Below are 16,441 nucleotides of genomic sequence, written 5' to 3' on the forward strand. Positions count from 1 at the left end.
GGGGGGGGGGGATTGGCGCGAGGCGTCTTTAACCGGCTCGGGGGGGGGGATTGAGCCGGGGCGGCCTCGCAGTCTGTTTCTAAAAAGAACTAGAAGGGGCCAGCCACGTCCAAGTATTACATATCCCGAGGAATCTGCAAATACCTTTTAAAGGATTTAATGCCCAATATGTTCGATGTCACGATATTCGATGTCACGTCTCCCCGAACCCGACATCCATGGGTAAGCTCAGAGCCTATGAACACCGGCGAGAACAAGGCTTCAACAACGCCGCAGCCGCACGTTTCTACGGACACACGCATCACGGAAGATGCCCCCGCCACCGCTAACTCTCGCGTCGCTGCGTTCTTTGACCTGGATAAAACCATTATTGCCAAGAGCTCGGCATATGCGTTCAACAAGCAATTCCTCGAGCGCGGCATCATTTCGCCGACGGACATGCTGCAAATGGCACTCAGTCACGCCCTGTACATGTCACAGGGACACGATGAGGCACAAATGGAGGCCACGCGCGAGCAGTTTTCCGCCCTTATCGCTGGTCACAGTGCCAGAGAACTGCGCCAGGTCGCGATCGAAACCCTAGAGCAGAACATCACGCCGTACATCTACGCCGAGGCCTTGGAGCTCATTCGTGAACACCGCGCACGGGGGCATCAGGTGTTCATTATCTCGGCATCGGCTCGGCAGATTGTTGAGCCCATTGCGCAGGCACTCGGTGTCTACAACGTGGTGGCCACCGAGCTGGAGGTCCGCGATGGGCTCTTCACGGGTGAAACGGAGTTCTTCTGCCGAGGCGAAAACAAGGCTGTGCAGATGCGTCGGATAGCGGAAAAGCGCCAGTTCAACCTGGCCGAATGCTTCGCATACTCGGATTCCATCACTGATGAGCCCATGCTGGCTGCAGTCGGCCATCCCGTTGTGGTCAATCCCGATCGCGCTCTGCGCAAGATTGCGGCGGAGCGTGAGTGGCCTGTGCGCCAATTCCGGAATCCCGTCCCGCTGTTTCGCGCGCCGTCGAAACGCAATGCTGCAATTCTTGCCGGCGTCACACTGGCGCTTGGCGCGGGTGCGACGCTGTTGGCACTGCGCAAAAATGATGACGCCCCAACGGCCGACTAACCCACCATCCAGCAGCCGGCCCGCCTACACCGCTTCGGCGATACCGCGCGCTTCCACGGCACCGGCCTTCAGTCCCTCCAGATGCAGGAGAATCCACGCACGCAGGCCATCGGCGCTTCCCGACGCGAATCCCTCTGCGGCCTCGAAATACTCCTGGCGGTGGCGGGTCCAGTAGACCTCGGGCACGGCCAAGCCACGCGGATCCAGGCCGGTTGCGACAGTCGTCAGCCGCGAGGCGGCGCGGGCGATGATGCCGTTGTGGTACTCAAAGGGGCGCAGAGTCAGCAGTTCACCGTGCACAATCGCCGAGAGCACACCAGCATGGATCTGGCTGCGGCCAGTGATGAAGTCACCGAGCACGTGCAGACGCTGCTCCTTCATCGCAGACGAGAGCTTGTCGTCACCGACTGGACGCCCGGCTTTCATCCGTGCCTCGGAACCGTCTTCAGTCTCACCTGCGGGCGATGCGTTCAACGCAAACTTGGCCAGCACCTGCTGCGGAGCGCGCTGCCACACGCGGGTGGTCTCACCAATTGACTCCGGGGAAATGGTGTCGGCAACCCGAAGGGCTGCTGCGAGTACGGGATCGGTGATGTTGCCGTCGTCGGGAAGCGATGGCTCGCCGCCTTCTAGCCACGCCGATGCCCGAGCGCCACGAAGGACCGACTCGGAGCCGGTGACGTTGTGCTTGCGCAGGTTGGCCTTGTGCCGGTGGACGGCCTGGATGGCCTTGGCCGAGACATCAGCGGCATGTGCAACGCCGTCGAGCTGCCACAGGGGCGCAAGGGGGTCCTTGGGGTCAAGCTGCGGGATAGCAGCGGCGGGAGCGCTGTCAGCTCCATCGGCACCCGACTCAGATGCCTTCGCCCGCGCTGCCTCACGCTCTGCGCGCTTCTTCGCCGACACGGAGGACACACCCAGGCTCATCCCAGCTAGGCCACCTTTTCCGACGCCCACACCATTGCCAGCACCGGCACCAATTCCATCGGCTCCACGCACGTTCTCAGGCTGATTGTTCATATCCCACACCCTAATTCTTCACCGCTAAGTAAGTGACAAACTTATATAGAAATGGTCAAAGATGAGAAAAACTTCAACGAGTTCTTGGCTTTTTCGCCCTTGTGGCGCGCTCTCCCCACAATGAGAGGTAGTATGGCAGTTTGTAACTGCAGTTTTAAAGTTTCAAACCATCTTTTCCAACCATCTGCGTAGGAGGAAGTACACGTGAGCAACGACGATACGAAGGGTCTCTTTACCGACGGCACCGAACCGCGTGTTACCGCTATCCCGCTGAGTGATGTGGATAGCAACGCTTCGGGCGATGCCAGCATCGGCCAGCTCGTGTCTAATGCTTCTACGCAGATTTCCGCTCTGGTTCGCTCTGAGATTGAGCTAGCCAAGGCTGAAATTGCTGGCGAGGCTAAGAAGGGTGCAGTTGGCGGTGGCTTCTTCGCGGTTGCCGGCGTCGTCGCGCTGTACTCCTCGTTCTTCTTTTTCTTCTTCCTCGGCTGGCTGCTGGACCTTTGGCTGCCGACCTGGGCTGCATTCCTCATCGTTTTCGTCCTGATGCTGGTCATCGCCGGTGTCGCGGCGCTGCTGGGGCTGAAGAAGGTCAAGTCGATCCGCAAGCCGGAGAAGACCATCGAGTCGATGCAGGAGCTGAAGGGGGTCGTGCCGTCGGGGTCGGCGAAGAAGTCTTCGCAGTCGAACGGTATGTACACCTAAAGGCTTAAAAAGAAATTGGGCGGGACTTGTTGGTCTCGCCCTTTTGTCTTATTCAGTCCCGGTTTAAGCCCTTCGGATAAGGTATTTCCTCTCATGACCTCCCTTAGCGATTCTCTCACTGGCCCCTGGCGTCATCGTCTCATTCACGTCCGCGGCCAGCGCCTACACATCGCCGAGTGCGGCCGCCCCTCCGATCCGCTCGTGTTGTTTATTCACGGCTCGACTGGCGGTTGGTTTGAATGGCGCGAGGTTTTGCCACTGCTTAACGACGACTCGGGCGCCCCCCTCCCCGTGCACGCTGTGGCTATTTCTATGCGTGGCTACGGTCAGTCCGACCGAACACCGCATGGCTACAATCCGTTTGAGGCGGCCCAGGACATCGCCTCGTCGATTCGCTCATTGGGGCACTCGACCGCGCTGCTGGTCTGTCAGGGGTTCGGCACGTGGGTGGCATGGACGCTGGCCTCGCGGCAGCCGAATCTTGTTGCCGAAGTTATTGGTTGTGGTGCTGCGCATCCGAAGGTGTGGCTCAACCAGTTGAAGAGCCCGTGGTCGGAGGACTTCCGCAATAGCCTTGCCCCACTGTTGCGCCGTTCGTGGTGGGACTCACGGCCACGGGTACCGCGGTTGCGCCGCAATAAGTTCAGCACACAGGCAGCTGAGGCTCGCCAGCAGCGGCTCATTGACCGCATCGTGCGCGAGTCCATGTCCACCGCCGGGGAGGGGTTCGCCGAGACCCCTGAGGGGAAACAGACCGCGGAACTCATGGCTGACAGCCTGGCCAGTGGCGCACTCCGCCCTGCACTGGCTCATATGAACTGGTGGACGCGACCGGCTCCGGTCGCTTTCCGCAAGTGGTTGGGTGCGATGGAGGGCTCGTCGAAAAGCGATGAGCACACGGTGCTGCTCGTCGGCGAGCAGGACACTCGTACCCCACCTGCGCTGGTGGAGCTCAGCTCCACCCACGTGCGCGTCATCCCGGGCTGTGGGCACTTCCTGCCGGTAGAAAAACCGCAGGCGGTGGTGCAGGCAATCAGAGATCACCTGCACTGGTTGCCGGAGGGATCTTAGGCTCCGGCACGGCTGAAGCTAGCCAGAACTCTCCTGCGGCTGGGGATGGGGGCTACCCTGCCCCACAGACACACAACTTGCCGCTTACCCCGCCACGCACTCTTGCGTGCTGATGGCCCCGTAGTGATTCATCGCCTCATCAATGTGTGGCTGGACCTCGGCGTGCGTCAGCGCGTAACCAGTCTGGTCATTGTTCACACCGGCACCGAAGACCAAACCCAGGATCTGACCCTGTGGCGTAATCAGTGGTCCGCCCGAGTTGCCGTGGCGCACATCTGCCTTCAGAACATAGGACTGGCGCTCGTGTCGAGTCGACGAATAAATATCCGGCCCTCGAATAATAATGTTCTCCGTCACGCGCGCAGGCGTGGCTTTAAAGGGGCCGGATTCGGGAAAGCCCAGCACTACCGCGTCATCGCCCGGACGAGCTTCCTGGTCCGCCCACTGCATGGGCTCCAGGGGTAGGTCGGTGGTCCGGAGCAAGGCGACGTCGTCAAGCGGATCGTAGTGCACGACGTTTGCGTCAGCCATGCCGACCACAGTTTCCAGCCGAACAGTGGTGGCGCCGGCGACCACGTGCGCGTTGGTGAGAATCAGATCCGGTGCGATGACAAAGCCCGTGCCCTGCAGCAAGCGTTCGCACTGCGGGGCCTCGCCCAAGACGCGGACGATGGACGGTCGAATACTGTCGACGACACCTTGTGAAATCACATTGGGGTCGGCGGGTTCATCGGGGACGTTCTGCTTGTAGCCGAATGGCGGAGCGATGGCGGGCATTCCATCATCGCGGAGCTGGCGGAGGATGCCACTGAAGCCGTCACTCCATTCGTCGGGCGCGACCTGGTCAATGAGGTTCATGCCCTTGGACTCACGCACCCAGTCGGCGAATTGTCCGGGCACGGCGGTGGCCAAGGGTACGGCGATCATCCATGTCACTACCAGCGCAGTCACCGACTGCACGATGGCGCCGAGACTCGAATCCAGGCCGACTGCCAACGGCGAGCGAATGGTATTCCGCAGCGACTGCCCCGCCACTGTTCCCACCGCGTGACCAATCAGGGCGAACAGGATCACCGTGCCGAGGCCCAGAAGAACCTTTCCCGACTGGTTCTCGACTTGTGCCATAGCTAGCGGCGCCAAGGGCACACCAATAACCAAGCCCAGGACAACGCCCAAAATGGCCATAATCGACGAGACGGCGCCCTGCTGCCAGCCGACGACAAGCGTAAAAATAAAAATCGCCAGCAGCGCAACGTCAAACACAGCGATTGCAGGCATCATCGTCGGCCTCCCTTCAGTACGGACAGTTTTTCACCATTAGCGGAACGCGCGAGCACCGGCAAAAGTTTCTGTACGTTGGTCTCGTCCCACGGTTCCGACCAGCCGGCCACATCCAGCAAGTAGGACAGCACGCCGCCGGTAAAGCCCCAAACGACGAAGTCACCAACCTTAAATGCCGGCCCTGTCCAGCCGTGATAGCCCAGCATCATGCGGTTGTCCGGATTCGTCAGGTGACTGATTGGCACATTGAGCACCGATTCCGTCTCTGCAGGGTCGACTACACGCAGCGGATGCGGTGCATGCCAATACGCCAACACCGGATTGACCGCGAAGCCAGTCCGCGAAATGTCAATCGAGTCCAGCACCCGCACCGGCGTCACCGTCTCTCGGTTCAGGCCGGTTTCTTCCTCGGCTTCACGCAGCGCGGTATCGATTTCATCCACGTCCTCGGGATCGACACGACCACCCGGAAAAGCCATCTGGCCTGCATGTTTACGCAGGGTTGTCGCCCTGTGCGTAAGTACCACGCTGGCATCCTCCGGCCGTTGGTGCGCCTCCGCATCACCGCTGATCAGCACCAACACCGCCGACCGCGCAGGATTCCGCAACGGTTCCTCCTGCGTCGAGGAGTCTCGCCGCAACTTCGCAAACGCGCGCTTCACGCTTGACGACGAAGCGGAGCGACCGGCCACCTGTTGCTCCGAGTGACCTGCCGCGTCTTGGCTGGTGCTGGTGTGGCCCGCCGCGTCATGATCAGCGCTGACTAGATGCGGCGGCAAACTATTGGTCAACCACTTCGGCAGATACAGCCCCGAGCTTGCGTCGCGATTCCACGACTGTCCCTTAGTCACTTCAACGCACCTCGCACGAGATCAGTAATCTGCTGCGCATCGATGAATTCACCGGGACGAATGGTCGCCACCGTGCCATCGGCCTTAAACACCACGGTAATGGGCACAACTCGCGGTAGATTCAACGCTGGTCCGACCACATCGACCGTGTCCGAGTAGGTCGGTAGATTCACTCCGATTTCCTGCAGGAGGGCCTGGCCACGCCCCGCCTCGCGAGCCGCATGCACCGTCACCACCTGCACATCTGGGTTGTCCTTGCCCCATTGCTCGATAAGCGGCAGCTCTTGGCGACACGGCGCACAGTTCCATGCCCAGACATTAAGCACGGTTGGCTTGCCCTCGACGACCTGGCCCATGTCTACCAGTTCCGCTTGGCCGACCTCGTTGCTCTGATCCGCTGAGTCTCCCGACTCTGCCAACAGCGGCAAGCGCACACCGGCCAGCGAGCCACTACCCGCTACCGCCGCGATCTCGTCCTTCGACATCGCTGGCGCCGCCGATGCGCTATCCACCTCATCATCACTGCCGGTGCCACCATTATCAGCACCATTCGCACCGGCACTCACACCAGCTCCAGTCCCACCACCGTCGGCCTCGTCATTGCCACCAGTGGTATTCACAATCGCGAAAACCACCAGCCCCACAATGCTAATCCCCGCGATGAGCAGCGTAATCAGCGATGCCGAACGGTTAACGTCCGCCTGCCAATCCCCAATGTGGCCACCATTGTGACTACGACCGCCCTGCTCATTCACGAAAAGTGCTCCTCGACTAGTCCTGTGCCGCTGTGGTGTTGTGCGCGCTATCCCCGTCGTCAAGCGCGGAAAGTTCCTCCCCACTGTAGCCGTCATTAAGACCGGCCAGGTAGAGAAGCCATTCCCTGTCGTCTGACTTAATCAACTTCTCCGCCGTCTCCGGCTCCGCCGGACCCGCGACGCCATACGACGGGCAATCCGCCGCCAAGAAGCACGCCCCGCACGCCGCCCGGCGCGAATGGCACACCCTCCGACCGTGGAAAATCAGCCGGTGCGAAAACCACGTCCACTCCGCGCGCGGCAGCACCTCCATCATCTCGTGCTCCACGCGCACCGGATCTTCCTGCTCCGTGAGGCCCATGCGCCGCACCAGACGCCCAAAATGCGTATCGACCGTCAACCCCGGCACTCCAAAAGCATTCCCCAGCACCACATTTGCTGTCTTTCGCCCTACGCCCGGCAGCTTCACCAGCTCCTCCAACGTGCCCGGGACCTCGCCGCCGTGCTGCTCCATCACGCCCTGGGCAAAGCCGATGATGTTCGCGGCCTTATTCCTATAAAAACCCGTCGGCCGAACGAGCTCCTCGACCTCCTCCTGATTCGCAACCGCCAAATCGGCCGGGCTGGGGAACTTAGCGAACAGCGCCGGCGTGGTCATATTCACCCGCGCATCCGTGCACTGCGCCGACAGAATCGTCGCCACCGCGAGCTCATACGGATTACGAAAGTCCAGCTCACAGTGCGCATTCGGGTACGCCACCGCCAGCGTGCGGTTAATCCGCCGCGCACGCCGCACCATGCCCAGACGCGTCTCTTTCCCCCGCGCCGCCGGATGCGCCCCCACCGCCCGACGCTTCTTCGACGTCAGGGATCCCTGCGGGTGTGTGGGTTGGAGTTTGCTCGTCGCCTGGTGCTTGCTTATCTGGTGCTTGCTTATCGACGATGCCCTGCCGGTCGTATCCATGGTCGTAGTGTATCGGCTACCCCGGATTGCAATTCGCGTGCGCACCTTTTCGTCATACCTTTCGCGGACGGGATCCTTAGGTTCACCAGAGATGCGGATGCAATCAGTTGAAGCTCGGGCGCAATCGGTCAGAAAAGTCGAAAAGGTCACGTCCAACCACAACTTAGAACACCGTTAGCTCATTGCTATTTAGAAATACACAGTTCAGCGGCTTTTCACCAGAATTCCCCACAGACGCAGTGGCTCTTTTGCTACAGTGGTGTTTATCACATCTTGGTGACGGCGTAGTTTTTGGGATGCATCTATAGAGGCGATTTTGTCGTGAAATTTGTCCAGGGATGAACCTGCCTTGAAAGCTGGCAGCGGCGTTACCGGGAAAGACCGAAAGTAGTGGGACGGGGCAGCTTCTCTTCCCGTTTGACCACTGCAATCTGTAGTCGAGTGTTAATTTGGTGGCCGCTGGCCTGTATTTACGGTGGTTAGTGGCCCAAGACAGGAGAATTTTACCGTGGATGACGTCAAGGAGATTCTCTCCCGGGCCGGTGTATTTCAGGGAGTCGACCAGGAGGCTGTGCAGGCCTTGCTCGGTGAGCTCGAGACGGTTCGCTTCCCGCGTGGAACCACCATCTTCAATGAGGGTGAGCCGGGCGATCGGCTCTACATCATTATTGATGGCAAGGTGAAGCTGGCTCGTCGCTCAGCTGACGGTCGTGAAAACCTGTTGACCATTATGGGCCCATCCGACATGTTCGGCGAGCTCTCCATCTTCGACCCGGGTCCACGCACCTCTTCGGCGGTCTGCGTCACCGAGGTTTCCGCCGCATCCATGAGCGCTGATCAGCTGCAGGAATGGGTCGGGTCACACCCGGATGTTCCGGCACAGCTGCTGCGCATGCTGGCCCGCCGCTTGCGTCGCACCAACAATTCGCTGGCTGATCTCATCTTCACCGACGTCCCAGGTCGCGTGGCTAAGTCCCTGCTTCAGCTGGCTAATCGCTTCGGTGTTCAGGAGGGTTCTGCTCTCCGTGTGAACCATGACCTGACCCAGGAGGAAATCGCACAGCTCGTCGGCGCCTCCCGAGAGACCGTTAACAAGGCTCTTGCAGAGTTCGCCCACCGCGGCTGGATTCGCCTTGAGGGCAAGTCCGTGCTCATCTCCGATACGGAGCGTTTGGCCCGACGCGCACGCTAACTTGTGGCGCTTGTGGCGTTTGCGGCGTTTGCGGAGCTGCCCAAACGACTCACATCCCGCAGCCTCTGCTTTTGGTTCCTCGGTTCCCGTAGGAGCACATAAAACGCATGAGGCTCGCGGGATTTTTGTTGTCTTCCCCGCTTGGCCTGGCATGCTGGCCTGGCATGCCAGCCCCACCCCACCGGCCGAATTATGGCCAATTTTGGCGCACTTATCGATGCTTCCCGTCGATGCTTCCCGCTTTTCTGCCACTCATCGACGCATTCCCGGCACCTATCGATGCACCATTCACCGATTTCTCCCCGCATCAATCACTTGTCGATGCGCTGTTCACTTATGCGTGCGCTATAGCTCATCGACAAGTGGATACCTCATCGATAAGTGATTGAGCTGCCCCCCCCCCCACAACGCACCCCAACCAGCACTAGCCCAAACAAAAAGCGCGCAACCTGCACAACTGCAGGTCACACGCCCTTTTTCAAGCGACAACCCAAGCCCAAGCTCTACCTAGGACCAACCCAAGCTCAACCTGGGACCACCCCAGCCCAGCAACCGGCCGAAGCCGAAGCCAAAGCCCAGCAACTACTCCCCGTGATCGCGCAGGTAGCGCAGGGTCACACGAGTCGACTGCTCAGCAGCATGACGCAGCACCGGATCGACATCGGTGTAAATCTCATCCACAATCTGGTCGACCGTAGCCTCGTCGCCCAGCTTGGCAACGGCGTCCTTCACCTGCTGCAGGCGCAGCTTACGACGCTCAATGTACTTCTGCGTCATTACAGTGATGTCCGGCAGGTCAGCACCATGACCGGGCAGCAGACGTACGCCCTTGCCGCGCGTATCCAGCATTTCCAGGGTTTCCATGTACTTACCCAGGTCGCCGTCGGTCTCAGAGATCATAGTCGTGTGGCGGCCAGCGATTGTGTCACCGGTAACGATACCTTCAACATCATCCTCGCCATCACCAGTGTGGATGAAGTAGCAGACAGAATCAGCGGTGTGACCAGGGGTTGCCACGACCTCAATCTGCGGAGTCACTCCGTCGAGGACGATACGTTCGCCGTCGACAAGCGGATCCTGACCTCCCGCACAGTACTGAGACTCCAGCTCTCGAATCGGCGCGCCGGTGAGCTGGCGGAAACGCGCGGCGCCATCAGCATGGTCGCCATGACGGTGCGTCAGCAGAATCAACGCGACGTCACCGGCATAACGCTGGAGGACGTTCAGGTGTCCCTCGTCCTCCGGACCCGGATCGATGACAATGCTGCGGCTATCCCCCTCAGCCTTAATAACGTAGGAGTTCGTACCTTCCAGCGAAGAGTAGCTGGGATTCGGGCACAGAACGACGCCCACAGACTGAGAAATCTGACGCAGTTGGCTATACGCAGGATGCTCCATGTCCTCTATCCTACGTGGTTGCGCAATCCGGGGAGCGCGCCACGTCCTCCAAATCGACTCATTTGGGTGTAAGCACGCTTCACGACGCCCCGGAGAACGCAACATCCTCGCTGCTTGCAGCAGCAAATACAGCAGCTACTGAGCTACTTCAACGATGATTTCTACTTCCACGGGAGCGTCCAGCGGAAGCTGATTTACACCCACTGCCGAGCGAGCGTGCTGGCCGCGCTCGCCGAAGACGTCGCCGAAGAGCTCCGAGGCTCCGTTGATAACGCCCGGCTGACCAGTGAATCCGGCGGCGGAATTGACGAAGCCGACGACCTTCACGATGCGGGTGACATTGTCGAGACCAACCTCGGCATCGACTGCGGCCAAAGCGTTAAGGGCGCAGGTGCGTGCGGCCTCCTTAGCCCCCTCAGCAGTGACCTCTGCGCCGACGTGGCCGACGTGGGTGAGCTCGCCGTTAACGAATGGGAGCTGACCGGAAGTGAAAACAAGGTTGCCCGTGCGCGTTGCGGGTACGTAGGCCGCAACTGGCGCGGCAACGGCAGGCAGGGTAAGCCCCAGGTCCCTGAGGGCCTGGGAAGGAGTGCGAGATTCAGAGTTACTCATTTAAGTTAAGCCTTTCCACGGCGACTAGGGCCGGACGAATAAAGTTAGTCAGCCTTTGGGCGCTTGAAGTAACCAACGTGGTTTTCGCCGGTCGGGCCGGGGAGGACGGTGACGAGTTCCCAGCCGTCCTCACCAAAGTTGTCCAGGATGGCCTTGGTGTTGTGAATGAGCAGCGGTGCGGTGAAGTATTCCCATTTAGTAGTCATGGGAGCTACTTTATCTGTCCCCCAGCCTCGCGCGCTGGGGGTTCAGTTTTACTTCGGTCTAAGTTGGGTTTTTACTTAGCCAGCTTTGCCTTGCGCTGAGCTGCGTACTGCTCAGCGTAGAAGTCGGCCCACGAAGTAATTTCCGGGTGCTCGCGCAGCATTGCGCGGCGCTGACGCTCGGTCAGACCACCCCAGACGCCGAACTCGACGCGGTTATCCAGAGCGTCGGCACGGCACTGCAGAACCACTGGGCAGTGGCGGCAGATAACGGCGGCTTCGCGCTGTGCGGCGCCGCGAACGAACAACTTATCCGGGTCAATATCGCGACACTTAGCGCGCGGGACCCACTCCTGGCGATCGCGGAAGCTCTCTACACCGAGCTCGTATTCTGGCGTAGTAGCAGTGCGGTTGCGATCTGGAATCGTGGCGGTCATTGTAGCCTCCTCGTGCCTGCGATTTTCGTTATTTCGAAATAGTTTCAACTAAATAGTGCTGAAATTTTGTTGTAAGTCTATTCACACCACCCAAATAATGCCGATTGGGTCACACTAGGAGGGTGGACGTGGCGCAGCTCTAAATATAACGATGCAGGTGGGGCAACTTTTTCCAACAAAAGCACGGGGGTGATTTGCGTCACTATGAAAATCTTTTTCCGGAAACTACTACACGACGAGTTGCGCGGTGTTGTAAAGGCATTCGTAGCGCCCCTCCCCGCTCGCCAGGCGTTTTACTGGACTCCCCGGGCATGTCACTAGGTGGATTTTCGAAAACCTACTTCGGCTCAATCCGCCCTACCTTGTAGTGTGATTGCTGTGAATAAAGGTTCGACGCTGTTCAAGCTCTCCGTTGCCACTGTGTTGGCAGCGTTGATTATGGCCAGCGCCCTCTTTCCTCTTGTGGGCGGCTCGGCCTACCTCGTTGCGCGCACGGCTGATGAATTCGCGTCGGCGTCGCGGTCGGTGATTTCTAAGGACGCACCAGGGGTCACCACTATTACGGATCGTAATGATCAGCCAATTGCGTGGCTCTATGATCAGAGGCGGGTTAATGTGCCGTCGGAACGCATCTCGCCAGCTATGAAGGACGCACTGGTCAGCGTGGAGGATAGGCGCTTTTATGAGCACTCTGGTGTGGACTGGAAGGGTACTGCTCGTGCGGCGGTAAAGAACTTCATGTCTCAGTCGGTGCAGGAAGGCGCCTCCACGATTGAGCAGCAGTTGATTAAGAACCACACGCTGCTCGTGGACGCGCAGTCGGAGTCGGAGCGCCGCGCTGCTACTGCCACGGATTATGGCCGCAAGATCCGCGAGATTCGCATCGCGTTGGATCTGGAAGATGAGCTGACGAAAGACGAGATTCTGACCAAGTATTTAAACTTGGTCCCCTTCGGCAATGGCGCTTTCGGCGTGGAAGCTGCAGCTCAGACCTACTTCGGCATTCCCGCGTCCGATCTGAATGTTCCGCAGGCCGCTCTGCTCGCGGGCATGGTTCAGCAGTCTTCCGGGCTCGATCCGTATACAAATCCGGAAGGTGCGCATGCACGGCGTAACGACGTGCTTGCGGCTATGGAATCCACGGGGGCAATTGGCCCGCAGGAGGCTCAGGACGCCAAGGCAGCTGATCTCGGTATTCTTCCGGAGCCTCAGCGCCTGCCGCAGGGTTGCATCGCGGCGGGCGATCGCGGTTTCTTCTGTGACTATGTGGTCTCCTACCTGGAGAACCACGGTATTGATGCCGAAAAGCTGAAGCGCGGTGGCTTCCATGTGAAGACCACACTGGACCCGCGTGTGCAGGACAGCGTGCAGGAGTCTCTGCGTCAGCAGGCGTCACCGACTGCGGATGGCGCAGCTGAGGTTATGAGTTTGCTTGAGCCTGGGGATGACTCCAGGAGGTTGCTCGCGATGGCGTCGTCACGCGTATACGGCCTCGATGCGGAGCAAATGCAGACCGTGCAGCCGCAGCCATTTACGCCGGTAGGCAATGGCGCGGGCTCGATTTTTAAGATTTTCGCGGCAACGTCGGCGGTGGAAAAGGGGCTGGGTATTGATACCCACTTCCCGGTGCCGCGTCGTTATGAGGCCTCCGGGCTGGGCACCGGTGGCGCAGAGGGCTGCCCGCCGGGCCTGTACTGCGTGGAGAACGTAGGCAGTTTCCCGCCGTCGATGTCACTGCGTGAGACGCTCGCGCGATCACCGAATACTCCTTTTATTCAGATTTCGGAGCTGGTCGGCGTTGATGGCGTGATGGACATGGCAGTACGCCTGGGCATGCGCTCATACACGGAGCCGGGCAGTTTTGATGGTGAGTCCTCGGTGGCGGACTATGTCTCGGAGCACAAGCTCGGCTCGTTCGTGCTGGGTCCAACGTCGGTGAATAACCTTGAGCTGTCCAATGTCGCTGCCACCCTGGCCAGTAATGGCCGCTGGTGCGAGCCCTCTCCAATTGAGTCGATCACGGACTCCAAGGGCAATGCGGTCAAGCTGAATGTGCCACCGTGCGAGCAGGCGGTGGAGCCGGGGGTTGCGCACGCAATCGCTAATGCGCTCAGCAATGATGCCACCGATGGCACTGCGAAGGATGCCGCGAAAGAGCTGAATTGGGACGGCCCGGTCGCGGCTAAGACCGGTACCACCGAGTCGAACCAGTCCGCGGCATTCCTGGGCTTCACCGGCGGTCTGGCCGGATCGGTGTACGCCTACAACGACACCCCGACTGTCACGGAGCTGTGCACGTCACCGCTGCGGCAGTGCCCAAGCGGCAACCTCTTTGGTGGTCGTGAGCCCGCGCGGACATGGTTTGGTGCAGTCGGCCCGGTTATCGAGGACTATGGCGGAAAGAACCTCCCCCCATTGGATTCGGACTACGGCCTGGGCACCTCTATCACCCAAATGCCGAATGTGGTGGGCATGCAGAAGGCCGAGGCTCGGGAGACCCTTAAGAAGGCTGGCTACAAGGTAGAGGAACGCACGGTGTCCCGCACGGGTGAGTCGCGCGGAATCGTGGTCGGGCTGGATCAGCCGCCACTACTTCTTAAGGGGGGCACCGTCACAATCCGCGTGGCCGATGGCACCCGTCGTCCGACCCCGCCACCAGCGCCGTCGCCGCGACCGGAGTCGACGACGCCCCGGCCGGATCCACTACCGCAGTTCCCTCGCCCGAACACTCCACCGGCGCCGAGCTTGCGGGATTTGATTCCGCTGCTGCCGTTCTAAAAGCTGCCGTTATCGAAGCTACGGTTCTAGAAGCTGCCGGTTTAAAAAAATGGCCGCGGCAACTTGCTAAAAGTCACCGCGGCACTGAAACACTGAAGGAACCCCGAGAGGTCGCGCTAGCCCTGCAGGGCAGCCTTAACGGCCTCGGAGAGCCGCTTGCCATCGACCTGGCCAGCGGCCTTTTCCTTTGCCACCTTCATAACCTGCCCCATAATCTTCATGCTCGGCGCGTCATCGCCAGCAACCTCGGCCACGGATTCTGCGACGAGGTTCTTCACAGCGTCGTCGTCAAGCTGTTCCGGCTGGTAACGGGCGAAAACCTCTGCTTCGGCGAGCTCGGCGTCGGCAAGTTCCTGGCGGCCGTTCTCGGCGTACATCTCAGCGGACTCGCGACGCTTCTTGACCTCCCGCTCAATCACACGCAGCACTTCTTCATCGGTGAGCTCGTGCTTGGAGCCGGAGACCTCCTCGGTCTGGATGGCGGCCTTCAGCATGCGCAGCGCCGCAACGGTTTCCTTGTCGCGGGCCTTCATTGCGGCGGTCATATCGGAGACAATTGTGTTCTTCAGTTCACTCATACGCCCTAGATTACCGCTGTAGTTGATAGTGTCTCTGTCATGACATCGCGCGCTTTTTCCAACCGAATTCTGCGGTCTGCCGCAGCTATCGCCACGCTCGGCTTGACGACGTTCATCTACGCGAACCAAATCGAATTGCGCGCATTTAAACTCCACCGCGTTCAAGTTCCCGTGCTGGCACCCGGCACGCTCGCCCGGGCGGGAAAGCGCGAGGGCGAGTCTTTCCGGATTCTGCATGTCTCCGACTTCCACATGCTCCCCGACCAGAAGTTGAAGCAGAAGTGGGTTGCCAGCCTCGATGCTCTGAACCCTGACCTGGTGATTAATACCGGCGACAACCTGGGCAGCGACAAGGCCGTTCCCAGTGTCCTCGCAGCGCTCGGCCCCCTACTGAACCGTCCGGGCGCCTTCGTGTTTGGCACCAATGACTACTTCGCGCCGCGGCCCGTAAATCCGCTGAAGTACCTGACGGGCAAGAAGCGCAAGCCCTCACGTGTCGAACTACCGTGGCGCGGTATGCGCGCTGCGTTTATCGAGCATGGCTGGCAGGATGCCACCCATGCCCGGCTGGAGTTTGTCGCGGGCGGAGTGAAGGTGGCACTGTCCGGTGTGGATGACCCTCATCACGAGTTGGAGGATTATTCGCAGATCGCCGGTGCCCCGAATGCGGATGCCGACATCGCTATCGGCCTGTCGCACTCGCCGGAGCCCCACGTGTTGGATGCTTTTGCGGACGATGGCTACGACCTGGTGCTTTCTGGTCATACCCACGGTGGCCAGGTGTGCCTGCCCGGAGGGAAGGCCATTGTGACCAACTGCGGTATCGACCGCTCGCGGGCCTCGGGATTGTCGCGCTGGACCGAGAAGACGTGGCTGCACGTCTCCAATGGCCTTGGCACTTCCCCCTACGCCCCGGTGCGCCTGTTCTGCCGCCCATCCGCGACCTTGATTGAGATTGTGGAGCGGGATTCGTAGTTTCCAGTTCGTAGTTCGTAGTTCGTACGGGTCCGGTTCGTAGTTCGTAGTCCGTAGTCCGTAGTTCGTCGGGTGCGACAGAGACCGCGACTTGGCCCCGCAGCCTGTTAAGCAGGCGTTTTGCATTCTGGCTCAGCGTCGGGCTAAAGTAAGTCCTCGCAAGCACAGCACTGAGACATATGTTCCCAGTTCGTGTCTGTGGCCTCGGGGTATGGCGCAGCTTGGTAGCGCGCTTCGTTCGGGACGAAGAGGCCGTGGGTTCAAATCCCGCTACCCCGACCAAGTAAAAACCCTCTCTCACCTGGAATTATCCAAGTGAGGGAGGGTTTTGTTATTGGCCACTTTTCGCTGCCATTCAGGGACGCTAGACAAAAAGCGTGCCTGGTTCTCAAGGTAGTGACTGGTCAGCCCCCACTGCGGCAACACCACAGCCCGGGATTACGTGGGAAAACTGACAGCCCGAAAACTCCGAGGCTGCAAATGTGAAACTGTGTGAGTTTAT

The 16,441-nt window shown here is 59.9% G+C and carries 16 protein-coding genes and 1 tRNA gene; 7 read left to right on the forward strand and 10 right to left on the reverse strand.

Translation table 11 applies throughout. From position 1 onward, the window contains the following. Window positions 1–237 precede the first annotated feature (237 nt). Window positions 238–1,119 carry an HAD family hydrolase gene (locus tag HMPREF2860_RS07035; RefSeq protein ID WP_070628707.1) on the forward strand — a complete coding sequence of 294 codons (882 nt, stop codon included), beginning with the start codon at window positions 238–240 and terminating at the stop codon, window positions 1,117–1,119. 24 nt (window positions 1,120–1,143) lie between these two features. On the opposite strand, the gene HMPREF2860_RS07040 is transcribed toward HMPREF2860_RS07035, so the two are convergent. Continuing rightward, on the reverse strand, window positions 1,144–2,139 hold the full coding sequence (locus tag HMPREF2860_RS07040) for a Fic family protein (protein WP_081913991.1): 996 nt from the start codon (window positions 2,137–2,139) through the stop codon (window positions 1,144–1,146). A gap of 204 nt (window positions 2,140–2,343) precedes the next feature. Here HMPREF2860_RS07040 and HMPREF2860_RS07045 point away from each other — a divergent pair, with 204 nt between their 5' ends. Next, window positions 2,344–2,844, forward strand: a complete 501-nt coding sequence (locus HMPREF2860_RS07045; protein ID WP_038627432.1) for a phage holin family protein — start codon at window positions 2,344–2,346, stop codon at window positions 2,842–2,844. Between the two features lie 93 nt (window positions 2,845–2,937). After that, on the forward strand, window positions 2,938–3,915 hold the full coding sequence (locus tag HMPREF2860_RS07050) for an alpha/beta fold hydrolase (protein WP_038627430.1): 978 nt from the start codon (window positions 2,938–2,940) through the stop codon (window positions 3,913–3,915). Window positions 3,916–3,999: 84 nt separating this feature from the next. Here HMPREF2860_RS07050 and HMPREF2860_RS07055 read toward each other — a convergent pair whose 3' ends face one another. The 4 genes from HMPREF2860_RS07055 to nth are packed head-to-tail and all read right to left on the reverse strand — an operon-like array spanning window position 4,000 to window position 7,646. Further along, window positions 4,000–5,196, reverse strand: a complete 1,197-nt coding sequence (locus tag HMPREF2860_RS07055; protein WP_038627428.1) for a MarP family serine protease — start codon at window positions 5,194–5,196, stop codon at window positions 4,000–4,002. Further along, window positions 5,193–6,047 (reverse strand): NUDIX hydrolase, encoded by an 855-nt coding sequence (locus tag HMPREF2860_RS07060; RefSeq protein ID WP_038627426.1) that lies wholly within the window; start codon window positions 6,045–6,047, stop codon window positions 5,193–5,195. Before HMPREF2860_RS07060 ends, HMPREF2860_RS07055 begins: the two co-directional genes overlap by 4 nt. After that, window positions 6,044–6,802, reverse strand: coding sequence for a redoxin domain-containing protein (locus HMPREF2860_RS07065; protein WP_038627424.1), 759 nt, complete (start codon window positions 6,800–6,802; stop codon window positions 6,044–6,046). The genes HMPREF2860_RS07060 and HMPREF2860_RS07065 overlap by 4 nt, the downstream gene beginning before the upstream one ends. Before the next feature lie 16 nt (window positions 6,803–6,818). After that, the gene (nth, locus tag HMPREF2860_RS07070; protein ID WP_370643276.1) at window positions 6,819–7,646 is read right to left on the reverse strand and encodes an endonuclease III; all 828 of its coding nucleotides are present in this window, start codon (window positions 7,644–7,646) and stop codon (window positions 6,819–6,821) included. Between the two features lie 628 nt (window positions 7,647–8,274). Between nth and glxR the strand changes: the two genes are divergently transcribed. Continuing rightward, window positions 8,275–8,958 carry a CRP-like cAMP-activated global transcriptional regulator GlxR gene (gene glxR / locus HMPREF2860_RS07075; protein WP_005511668.1) on the forward strand — a complete coding sequence of 228 codons (684 nt, stop codon included), beginning with the start codon at window positions 8,275–8,277 and terminating at the stop codon, window positions 8,956–8,958. A gap of 582 nt (window positions 8,959–9,540) precedes the next feature. On the opposite strand, the gene HMPREF2860_RS07080 is transcribed toward glxR, so the two are convergent. From HMPREF2860_RS07080 to HMPREF2860_RS07090, 4 genes are all read right to left on the reverse strand, one after another. Next, complete coding sequence (locus HMPREF2860_RS07080) at window positions 9,541–10,356, reverse strand: MBL fold metallo-hydrolase (protein WP_038627422.1); 816 nt, start codon at window positions 10,354–10,356, stop codon at window positions 9,541–9,543. 135 nt (window positions 10,357–10,491) lie between these two features. After that, window positions 10,492–10,968 (reverse strand): RidA family protein, encoded by a 477-nt coding sequence (locus tag HMPREF2860_RS07085; protein WP_038627420.1) that lies wholly within the window; start codon window positions 10,966–10,968, stop codon window positions 10,492–10,494. Between the two features lie 44 nt (window positions 10,969–11,012). Further along, window positions 11,013–11,174: a Sp36 family protein gene (locus HMPREF2860_RS11060; protein WP_005511670.1), complete on the reverse strand. Its 162-nt coding sequence runs from the start codon at window positions 11,172–11,174 to the stop codon at window positions 11,013–11,015. Between the two features lie 71 nt (window positions 11,175–11,245). Next, window positions 11,246–11,608 (reverse strand): WhiB family transcriptional regulator, encoded by a 363-nt coding sequence (locus HMPREF2860_RS07090; protein ID WP_038627417.1) that lies wholly within the window; start codon window positions 11,606–11,608, stop codon window positions 11,246–11,248. 369 nt (window positions 11,609–11,977) lie between these two features. Here HMPREF2860_RS07090 and HMPREF2860_RS07095 point away from each other — a divergent pair, with 369 nt between their 5' ends. Next, the gene (locus HMPREF2860_RS07095; RefSeq protein ID WP_038627416.1) at window positions 11,978–14,386 is read left to right on the forward strand and encodes a transglycosylase domain-containing protein; all 2,409 of its coding nucleotides are present in this window, start codon (window positions 11,978–11,980) and stop codon (window positions 14,384–14,386) included. A 116-nt stretch (window positions 14,387–14,502) separates the two neighbouring features. Here the strand turns inward: HMPREF2860_RS07095 and HMPREF2860_RS07100 are convergent, their stop codons facing one another. Continuing rightward, window positions 14,503–14,964, reverse strand: coding sequence for a GatB/YqeY domain-containing protein (locus HMPREF2860_RS07100; protein WP_005511696.1), 462 nt, complete (start codon window positions 14,962–14,964; stop codon window positions 14,503–14,505). A 39-nt stretch (window positions 14,965–15,003) separates the two neighbouring features. On the opposite strand from HMPREF2860_RS07100, the gene HMPREF2860_RS07105 reads away from it, so the two are divergent. Further along, the gene (locus tag HMPREF2860_RS07105; RefSeq protein ID WP_038627414.1) at window positions 15,004–15,939 is read left to right on the forward strand and encodes a metallophosphoesterase; all 936 of its coding nucleotides are present in this window, start codon (window positions 15,004–15,006) and stop codon (window positions 15,937–15,939) included. 205 nt (window positions 15,940–16,144) lie between these two features. After that, window positions 16,145–16,221: transfer RNA gene (locus HMPREF2860_RS07110), tRNA-Pro, on the forward strand. Window positions 16,222–16,441: the final 220 nt, after the last annotated feature.

The organism is Corynebacterium sp. HMSC064E10 (assembly GCF_001812505.1).
In the GTDB taxonomy this organism is placed as follows: domain Bacteria; phylum Actinomycetota; class Actinomycetes; order Mycobacteriales; family Mycobacteriaceae; genus Corynebacterium; species Corynebacterium amycolatum.

Excerpts from the sequence above, each read along its gene's own strand:
- HMPREF2860_RS07085 (WP_038627420.1), bottom strand. The coding sequence starts at position 10,968 with ATGAGTAACTCTGAATCTCGCACTCCTTCCCAGGCCCTCAGGGACCTG.
- HMPREF2860_RS11060 (WP_005511670.1), bottom strand. The coding sequence starts at position 11,174 with ATGACTACTAAATGGGAATACTTCACCGCACCGCTGCTCATTCACAAC.
- HMPREF2860_RS07090 (WP_038627417.1), bottom strand. The coding sequence starts at position 11,608 with ATGACCGCCACGATTCCAGATCGCAACCGCACTGCTACTACGCCAGAA.
- HMPREF2860_RS07080 (WP_038627422.1), bottom strand. The coding sequence starts at position 10,356 with ATGGAGCATCCTGCGTATAGCCAACTGCGTCAGATTTCTCAGTCTGTG.
- HMPREF2860_RS07055 (WP_038627428.1), bottom strand. The coding sequence starts at position 5,196 with ATGATGCCTGCAATCGCTGTGTTTGACGTTGCGCTGCTGGCGATTTTT.
- HMPREF2860_RS07100 (WP_005511696.1), bottom strand. The coding sequence starts at position 14,964 with ATGAGTGAACTGAAGAACACAATTGTCTCCGATATGACCGCCGCAATG.
- HMPREF2860_RS07040 (WP_081913991.1), bottom strand. The coding sequence starts at position 2,139 with ATGAACAATCAGCCTGAGAACGTGCGTGGAGCCGATGGAATTGGTGCC.
- HMPREF2860_RS07050 (WP_038627430.1), top strand. The coding sequence starts at position 2,938 with ATGACCTCCCTTAGCGATTCTCTCACTGGCCCCTGGCGTCATCGTCTC.
- HMPREF2860_RS07105 (WP_038627414.1), top strand. The coding sequence starts at position 15,004 with ATGACATCGCGCGCTTTTTCCAACCGAATTCTGCGGTCTGCCGCAGCT.
- HMPREF2860_RS07035 (WP_070628707.1), top strand. The coding sequence starts at position 238 with ATGAACACCGGCGAGAACAAGGCTTCAACAACGCCGCAGCCGCACGTT.